Genomic DNA, 8,504 nt, shown 5'->3' with positions numbered 1-8,504 from the left:
TTAAAAGAACGACCTCGGAGATTTTTTCGGCGATAGTTTTCCATGATTTTTTAAGGAAGAAGGAAGAGGGAAGAAGGAAGAAATAAGAAGGAAGAAATAAGAAGGAAGAAATAAGAAGGAAGAAGGAAGAGGGAAGAAATAAGAAGGAAGAAATAAGAAGGAAGAAGGAAGAGGGAAGAAGGAAGAAGGAAGAAGGAAGAAGGAAGAAATAAGAAGGAAGAGGAAAGTTGATAATTGTAGTACCATGAAACGCCTAAAATTTGGCAATAGCAGCTATGATTTTCTTCTAATATCATGTCCGGATAATTAGTGATGAAAAAACTTATCATAAGTGCTTAAACAGTAAATATTTCTATTTTCCCTACTCCCCTACTCCTGACGTAAGCATTCAGTATTTCCTACGGAATGCTGCGCAAACAACTTTTGAACATATTCAAGAAATTACTAAGGTTAGCTGAAGACATTTTTTTATAAATTTTAATTCTCCTTAGAGACTAATTCCTATTTTGAGCTGATAATTAGCTAACAACTTATAGCTGATAGCTGACGGCTGAATGCTTACCGAATTATTAATTATTAATAATTAAACAATTCTGGTTTAAAGCCTCCCCTTTTAAGGGAAAAAAAGTGGTTGAGGGATGGCGAGGGGACCTCGCCATATCCAATCAACCAAGAAAAGAAATAATATCTCCTGATATTCAATTCCGTAACGGTTTTAACCAGAGGTAATTATCAATTATCAATTATCCATTATCCATTAATGAACTCCCCGCTCCCCTACTATTTTAATAATTAAGTATTCAACCGGACATGATATAAAATTCTGTCTCCTGACTCCTTCTTCTACACTACATTTTGTGGTGCGGAATGTGAATTTAAACTACTATTCCAAATAAAAATCTTCAATAATTCTAGCCTCTCCCAATGCCACAGCAATACTAAATCTGTCTCCTGCTTCAGCAGTAAAATTCCGCTGAATAAAATTATCGGCATCGCGAGATTGTGCGAATGCTAATTCTTCCCCAAACTCATCTATAACTATTAACTTAACTCCCGGTGGTAAATAAACTTCTTCTCCCATCGGATGTACTTGAATATTCACCTCTTTTTCTATCTCATTTTCTGCAAGTAAATGCACAATTAAAGCAACTGACTCCTCAGAAATTTGCATTCCTAGATCGATCTTTTTACCCCGGGATATCCTCAGTGAGCTACGAAAACTATAACCAATTTCTGCTTGCTCAACATTTAAAATCTCCTCAATAGTTTGCCAACCAGTTTCAAATATTCCCTCAAACCATTGCAATAAATTTGTAGCAGTCGGGCGATCGCCTTCCAACCTCTGCTCATACAACATCCGCAATAAACTCTGGTTTTCTAACAACGCTCCCCACTTCTCAAACTCCACCTCCAACCTGGGAGAATAAGGAGACGATCGCCCCAACTGTGCCACTAAAGTAATTGCTTCATCTACAGATAAATTTTCTATTGCCTCAACTGATGGTTTTGCCTGGGGACAAAGTTCCCGTGCTACCCACATGACATTTAAATCTTCAGTCATAAATTCTTGCCCCAAATAATAAATTTGGTCTAATTCGTTATAGTTTGCTTTGCTTTTGAGATTTTGATAACTGGTGTAACCCCAAATTCTCATCCTATATTCTTCCGGCTCCATCACTGCTGCCAAATAATAGTCACCTACCAAACTTGGCAAATCTACCCACTCCTGGGGAATGGCAAATTCTTCTGTATCTATTTCTTCTGTTGGTATGAGAATAATTCTAGTTTCTCCTATGGAAATAGCACTACCGTTTACCACTTCCCAAATTTGATTTAAAGTTTCTAAGTTTAATGATATTTGTGGTATTTCTTCTGGTTGTGTATCTTCTGTTAAATATTTAATTGTCATATTTAAACAAAGACGATTCAAGTAAGCATTCCATCTAGCTGAATCATTAGAATAATTTTGAGATTCTTGCCAGAGTTGTTCGGTTTCTTCTGGGGAATTTTCTAATAATAATTGGTCTGGAAATACTATTGTTAATTCATCTAGAGTTAATGTCATTTCAGTTATCAGTTATCAGTTATCAGTTATCAGTACCTCCTGTAATAGGGAGGCTTAAAATAAGGAATTATATTTTATCTTGGTGAAATGCTCCCACTGTTCTCGTAACAAACATGGCCGAGCAATGGGCTATCACATTCCCCTCCTGGGAGCAGTAGGGGTAGGTTCCCCCACATTCCCCCTACGAATGCCACATTGCGTAAGGCGCAATTTTCAACCATTCCTCTACAAAATTGGCGATTCTTTTATTGGCAGACATTGGTAAACAAATCTCCATTTTTTCCATTATCCATTGCTGTAAAAAGATCTGTAGTTTTTGCTGTACTATCTCAATTTCTTCGGCAACTTTTTGCTGAGAAACTTTTAACTTTTCTGCCACAGTATCTAGCTTTAATCTTTCACCATAATGTAGTCGCAAAATCATAATTTTTTCCTTTTGCTGGCCTAATAAATTTTCCTGCAATACCCGATAAAATTGCTGCTGAAAATAGTATTTCAACCACTCTTTTAAAAATTTACTACGTTCTTTGAGAATTCCTTCATTTGGAGGAATTTCAAAATTCGCTTGACACCATTGCTCCAAAGCTCTTAATAGCTTTTTTTCACGATCTTTAATTTTTCGACATATTTGAGATTGGTGTATACCAAATATCTCACTCATTTCCATTTGCGAGATATTTAAGCCGTAAGATAACTGCATTAGTTTCTGAAATTCTGGTGCTAGTTTGGAAAACTCAGACAAACATACTGAGATTATTTGCTTTTTTTCTTCACCCTCTATTTCTAGTGGCTGATAATTAACTGAGATCATGTTATCTATTGGCTTGAAATCTGTCTCAATATCTTCAGCAACACCAATACAACAATAGCTTCTTGCTACTTTTACACAGGCAAGAATTGTGTTTCTAATTTGCTGAAAATCAGTTATTAATTCTAGATGTTCACTATTATCGGAGGATAATTTATTGTTATAGCGAGAACATCGTTTATTATAGTGACTTTTAATATCTTCCCACTGTTTTTTATTTGGTTCTGCTAGCCTTCCTCCAATTCTTTCTGGCTGGTTACTGCTATAAACTTCTTTGTAAGATTTGAAGACTAAAACACAACTTTCAATTTCTTTTTGTGTCTTGATTTTTGATTTAGTTTGTAGAGCTTCTCTCAGCATCTTTTCACTCAAATACTTAGGTGCAGACCAAGGTGCATATTTACAAAATTCTTTGCCTACATAAGCTGTTTGTCTGACTTTATGTTTGATTTGTAGTTTTGCCCAGGTTGTCACTGAGGTGTCAGTAAAATTATATTTAGAAAATATTTTACTAGGTTCAGCTGCAATTTTTCTTGCCTCTTGAAAGCAATCTAATTCCTGCCATTTTATGGGTGCCAATTGTTGATTAAGTTCTTTAGTTGCCAGCCAGAAACAGGGTTCTTCTAAATATGCTGATAAGTGTTCTTTGCCTAGCTTATTTAGAGGTTTTTTTTGCACTTCTTTAACAAAATATTTGGCAAAATATTCTTCATTTACTTCTGGATTTAATTGAAATATACCATCGAAATTTTTGGCTAGTTTAGGTACTATTTGGAGATTGATTACTCCTAGTTTATTTGATTTTTCTTCTATATTTAAGAAGGTCGAAAATTTTGCTTTGGTATCTCTATTAAAAATCATATTTTCACCTTTGATTGTAGATGTCACTTCAGTTAAAGCGTTTCCCGTTGTTATGAGGTACAAAATTTTAGGTTTGAGGGAATAGGGAATAGGGAACAGGGAACAGGGAACAGAAAAGAATAAAAACAACTGTACCTCATAGCTTCGGAAACTGCTGTATCAATTATCAGTTAGCCTCCTAGCAGAGGAGCTACGCTATCAGTACCTCCTGTAATACTAATTCTGTCCTGAGATAATGGAGTATTGCTAATCCATTTTCTTTTAATTATGGCTGTTGTGATTTTTTGAATTAGCTGTAAATCAAGTTAACAGTTAACAATTGTGAATTATAAGTTCGCATTGAAATTATAACCTTATATGAACATGATAATTACAGGAAAATTTATTTCATTAAAATCACATCTGCCTAGTTTTAAAGCTAAAGCTAGGCCGTTTACTGAAGTTATGGATTGCTTAATGCTTGATTAATTATTTGTATTTAACCTAGCATATGTAGCTAATTGAATGCAAGATATATAAAAATTTTTATTGTTTTCAGTTGTTTATTTACCTGCAAAAAAAATATTTATCTTGTTACTCTATCTTATTTGTCTGTAGATTTCTTAATTATGCAGTTATATAGCAGAAGAAAGAAGAAAAAATCTGGTGTTGCCTGAGTTTTAAGCTTTTAAATAGTTATCAGTTTATTAGCCAGTGCAGGATGGCGGAAATATATGTCGCAAGTCATACGCTAGCAAAACGCCCCTACAAATGACGTTTTCAAGGTGAATTTGCATAAGTCCTACTTTTAACTTCCGCTCTGTATAAGCGCCTCCTGCCCTCCGCCTTTCCTAATAAATGCATAAATTTTCTCCTTCAGACAAAGAGGTTTATAGAGACAGAAATAAACAACATACATAGGAGTCATCCAAATGTTACTTTGTTTCATTAGCTTAAATTTTATTGCTTTATTGCCCAATATTATTGCCTTGAGAACGTTGCCGGAGTATGGGGACAGCTATATCACTTTTTCCCCATCTAAAGCAAAAACTTTAACTTTTGCATTCATAGATGCTCCTGAAATTGAAAAATTACTCTTGAATCCCCAAGAAGACGAAGATCCAGATGAAGAACCTGGAAACACTCTTCCTCCAAATTAGGGGAGTGTGGGAACCCACCCCTACTACTCCCAGGAGGGGAATGTGGGGCGATATAGCGCTACGCGCAAGTCAGAAGTTAGAAGTAATCCCTAACGCTCGTTTGAGTGTCTATGATTGCCCTAACCTATTTGCGTAATGCTATAAAAAAGATTTGGCAATGGCGCTCAGATGGAAGATTTTTTTATACCGAATTAAACGGATTTGATATAATCTCATTTCTGAATAGTAACGCTATCTTTGATTACCATCTCCTCACTCCCCCACTTCCCCACTCCCCCACTCCTCCACTCCCGCACTCCCGCACTCCCCCACTCCCGCACTCCCCCACTCCCGCACTCCCCCACTCCCCTACTCCCTACTCCCTACTCCCTCAATATCTAATACTCATATTCTTGTCTTGACTCATTGAGAGCATACTGCCGAAATTTTTGCCAGATAATTCGTGCTTCTTCCCTATCTCCCTTCGCTTCCAGTAACCGTGCCAGTAACTTATAAGCGATCGCTCGAGTATCCATCAACTCAATGGCCTCGCCCAAGTAACCTTCTGCTTCTGGATAACGCTGTTGTTCCAACAATACCCAACCCATATTTTTGAGCAAAGCATAGCGAAGGAGTAGATCGGTTTTAGCTTTTTTTTTCTGCAAGCCTTTTTCGAGTAGGGTAATAGCTTCGGAATATTTCTTGTCTTGGATACAAAGTCGAGCTAGGTTGCTATAAGCTTCTGAAATTCCCTCGGCAATATTGTACTCATTCCGTGCTTTCTTAAATTGCTGCAGTTTTTCATAAGTTGCACCCAGATTATAGTGTGCTTTTTTGTAGTTTGGTTTTAAGAGTAAAGCACATTGGAAATAAAAACGAGCTAGTTGATATTGGGCAGTAAAATAGTTCTTAGTTCCAAACTCGTTTAGTTGCACAGAAAGTTGGGGAAATAGTAAACGGAAACTTGCTAAAGATAGCAATAATAAACTTACCCATCGAATATGATCGTTTATTTTGATGGGATATTTTTCTGCTAAGATTTTTTCTACCCAACTTTGGTTAAAAATTTCAGCATAGATGGGATTATAAATTTTGATTTTCCCTTGCTCTTTCCTCACTAACCCTGCTAACTGTAATTCTGTTTGTAGGGGATTATTTTTTACTGAAATTTTTCCCCTTCGTAAAACTTTCTGATATAGCCTTAATAATTTGTCGGTAGAATTTTTGCTATTCAGTAGGCGGTTGCCTATCGTCTTTAAATGTTGTGGTTCATCGTGAATTTCCCAGTTATTAATAATATTTGAGAATACCAACTTTTCCACCTCCTGTTTTTCTGAACCTGTAGAAATTTTAGTGGGGGATGTTAAAACTAATTGACATAATTTTTGTGTTAAAAATGGTTGTCCTCCCGTCCAATGAATTATTTCTTTGAGAACTTCTTGACGGCGGTCTGCTTTTTCTAATAATCCTTCTGCCAAGGGTAAAGCTGCTGAAAATTCAAAACCTTCCAACTCAATTCTATTACCAATAATAGTATGGGAAAAATCGGAAGTTTTTACCACGCCAAACAAAGCAAAAGTTAAACGTTTATATGCTGGATTACTTTTTCGTTTTTGATAAAAAGATTGCATCAAACCCAGAAAAACTTCCAGAGATAAATCAGATATACGCAAACAATCTACTTCATCAATAAAAATTACAATACTTTTGTCAACCTCAGTAAAAACTACTTGTTCAATAAACTCAATCAAACGTTTTTGAGGTGCTAACTTTTCCCTTTCTAACCACCAACTTAAGCAGTCAACTGCCAAAGACAAACCACTAGCTATTTCTTGTAAAATCCCAGCATAAATTTGTCCGACATTACTGCCCTCACTCACAATTGCCATCAAGTCTATTTCCACACAAGCAACTTCTGCTTTTTTCAGTCGTTCTGCCGTCCTAATTCGTAAACTTGATTTACCCGTTTGTCGCCCATTAAAAATATAACAATATTCTCTTTTTTCCAGAGCCTTGTAAATATTTATATCCGCCGATCGCTCTATATAATTAGGATAATTAAAATCCAGACTACCTCCCACCTTATAATTAAAATTAGATTCAGAACTTACCCTCATTTGACATCTCCTAAATAATTTTCAAAATATAATCGATAAAGTTCACACCTAACTAATACTTTGCCATCTTGATATTTAACTAACCCTAAATTCATAAGTTTTTTAATAGCATGACTTTCCATCTCCTCTAAATACTCGCCCTTAATGATACTCAAAAAAACTTTAGCTAAATCTGAATGCTGTTTTAAAATTGCCAAATATTCTTGTAAATGAGGACTATGATAAATACCATCTTTTGTAGGAGCAGTTTCTAAAATTTTCTCTAATCCAATACCATTACAAGTTTTTAAACTACGAAAAGTCAACTCCACTAAATAAGGGTGACCTCCCACCATATTCATTAGTTCCCTAACTTGAAATTCATCCCAATTAAGTTGATAGATTTCAGTGAATTGTTGAACTTGTTCGGGGAGAAACTCTGGTAAATCAATCATCGTACCTATATTAAAAGGTGACAAATTTGAATTGATTTTAATATCAGTATTAGGAGCATAAGATAGAACTAATCGTAATTTTTGCCAGGGAGAATTTCTACTAGATTTATCATTCCAGGAACGGAGCATTCCTAAAAACTCTTGACAAATATTTTCGTTGATAAAAAGTAACTCTAAATTATCTAAACATAAAACCAATGGCTGGTCTATTTTCTGCAATATATATTGTTCAAAGTAATTAGTACAAGTCTTTTTACTCCCGAAAATTTTAGTCGAGTCATCCCATTTACTTAATTGATTAAGGAATTTTAATTTATTCTTTAGTCCATCGCTGACATTAGTATATAACCAGCACAATAATTTATTCAATTCGGATAAATGACTATTGTCTGCGTCCCGAAAACTAATAGATACAGTTCTGTAATTTTCCTTTGCTTTTAACTGCTCTAACACCCGGTTTATCAACATAGTTTTTCCCATGTTATTAGGTGCTTTTATTCTGAGAATACAGTCAGTAAATAACAGACTTTTGTAAATCTGTTGTTCAACTAATGGGCGTTCAACATACTTTTGTAATTTATGATTTTGGCAGAGATCGCCATTTTGATTTTCTCCAGAAATAATATTGTGATGATTTTGTATTTCCTCATAATCTGTTGATTCTAAATCTAAATTAAGGTAGTTAAAAATTTTTTCCAGGTTGTTCAAATTCACCCCTTGATTCTTTTGCATAATTCTTGCCACAGTAGTGCGATGTATCAAAGCCTCCCTGGCAATTTGACTGCAATTGTATCCTTGAGGAAATTTCCGGTAAATTTTCTTTTGTCCTGTTGTTGTTAGGACATAACTAGGTCTTCTTACTTTCATTTCATTATTGTATCACCCTCATAATTAATGCTGTCGATTATCGACAACGTGGCAAAATATTCCTGTCGATTTTTAACTAAATTCATCCTGAAAGTATTGCTATGAGTGCTTTTCAATTTTTTAAAAATTTTTTCGATCTTAACTGTCGATTTTCGACAACTTTTTAATTTGCCTATTCTATAATCTTATTTGACCGTATTTTTACAGATGTATTTCGAGCTTAACTCTAACCGT

At 35.0% G+C, this 8,504-nt stretch carries 5 protein-coding genes; 1 reads left to right on the top strand and 4 read right to left on the bottom strand.

The annotated features are described in order from the left end of the window. Nucleotides 1–883: 883 nt before the first annotated feature. Both AC3DU7_RS18210 and AC3DU7_RS18205 read right to left on the bottom strand, forming a co-directional pair. Nucleotides 884–2,065, bottom strand: coding sequence for a DUF1822 family protein (locus AC3DU7_RS18210; protein ID WP_488040730.1), 1,182 nt, complete (start codon nt 2,063–2,065; stop codon nt 884–886). A 181-nt stretch (nt 2,066–2,246) separates the two neighbouring features. Next, on the bottom strand, nt 2,247–3,761 hold the full coding sequence (locus tag AC3DU7_RS18205) for a hypothetical protein (protein ID WP_488040729.1): 1,515 nt from the start codon (nt 3,759–3,761) through the stop codon (nt 2,247–2,249). Nucleotides 3,762–4,645: 884 nt separating this feature from the next. Between AC3DU7_RS18205 and AC3DU7_RS18200 the strand changes: the two genes are divergently transcribed. Further along, nucleotides 4,646–4,873 (top strand): hypothetical protein, encoded by a 228-nt coding sequence (locus AC3DU7_RS18200; RefSeq protein WP_488040728.1) that lies wholly within the window; start codon nt 4,646–4,648, stop codon nt 4,871–4,873. Between the two features lie 377 nt (nt 4,874–5,250). Here AC3DU7_RS18200 and AC3DU7_RS18195 read toward each other — a convergent pair whose 3' ends face one another. Both AC3DU7_RS18195 and AC3DU7_RS18190 read right to left on the bottom strand, forming a co-directional pair. Then, nucleotides 5,251–6,969, bottom strand: coding sequence for an AAA-like domain-containing protein (locus AC3DU7_RS18195; RefSeq protein ID WP_488040727.1), 1,719 nt, complete (start codon nt 6,967–6,969; stop codon nt 5,251–5,253). After that, nucleotides 6,966–8,270 (bottom strand): AAA-like domain-containing protein, encoded by a 1,305-nt coding sequence (locus AC3DU7_RS18190; RefSeq protein ID WP_488040726.1) that lies wholly within the window; start codon nt 8,268–8,270, stop codon nt 6,966–6,968. Before AC3DU7_RS18190 ends, AC3DU7_RS18195 begins: the two co-directional genes overlap by 4 nt. Between the last annotated feature and the right edge of the window lie 234 nt (nt 8,271–8,504).

The sequence above is a fragment of the Okeania sp. genome, assembly GCF_983059655.1.
This window is presented reverse-complemented; position numbering and strand designations above follow the sequence as displayed.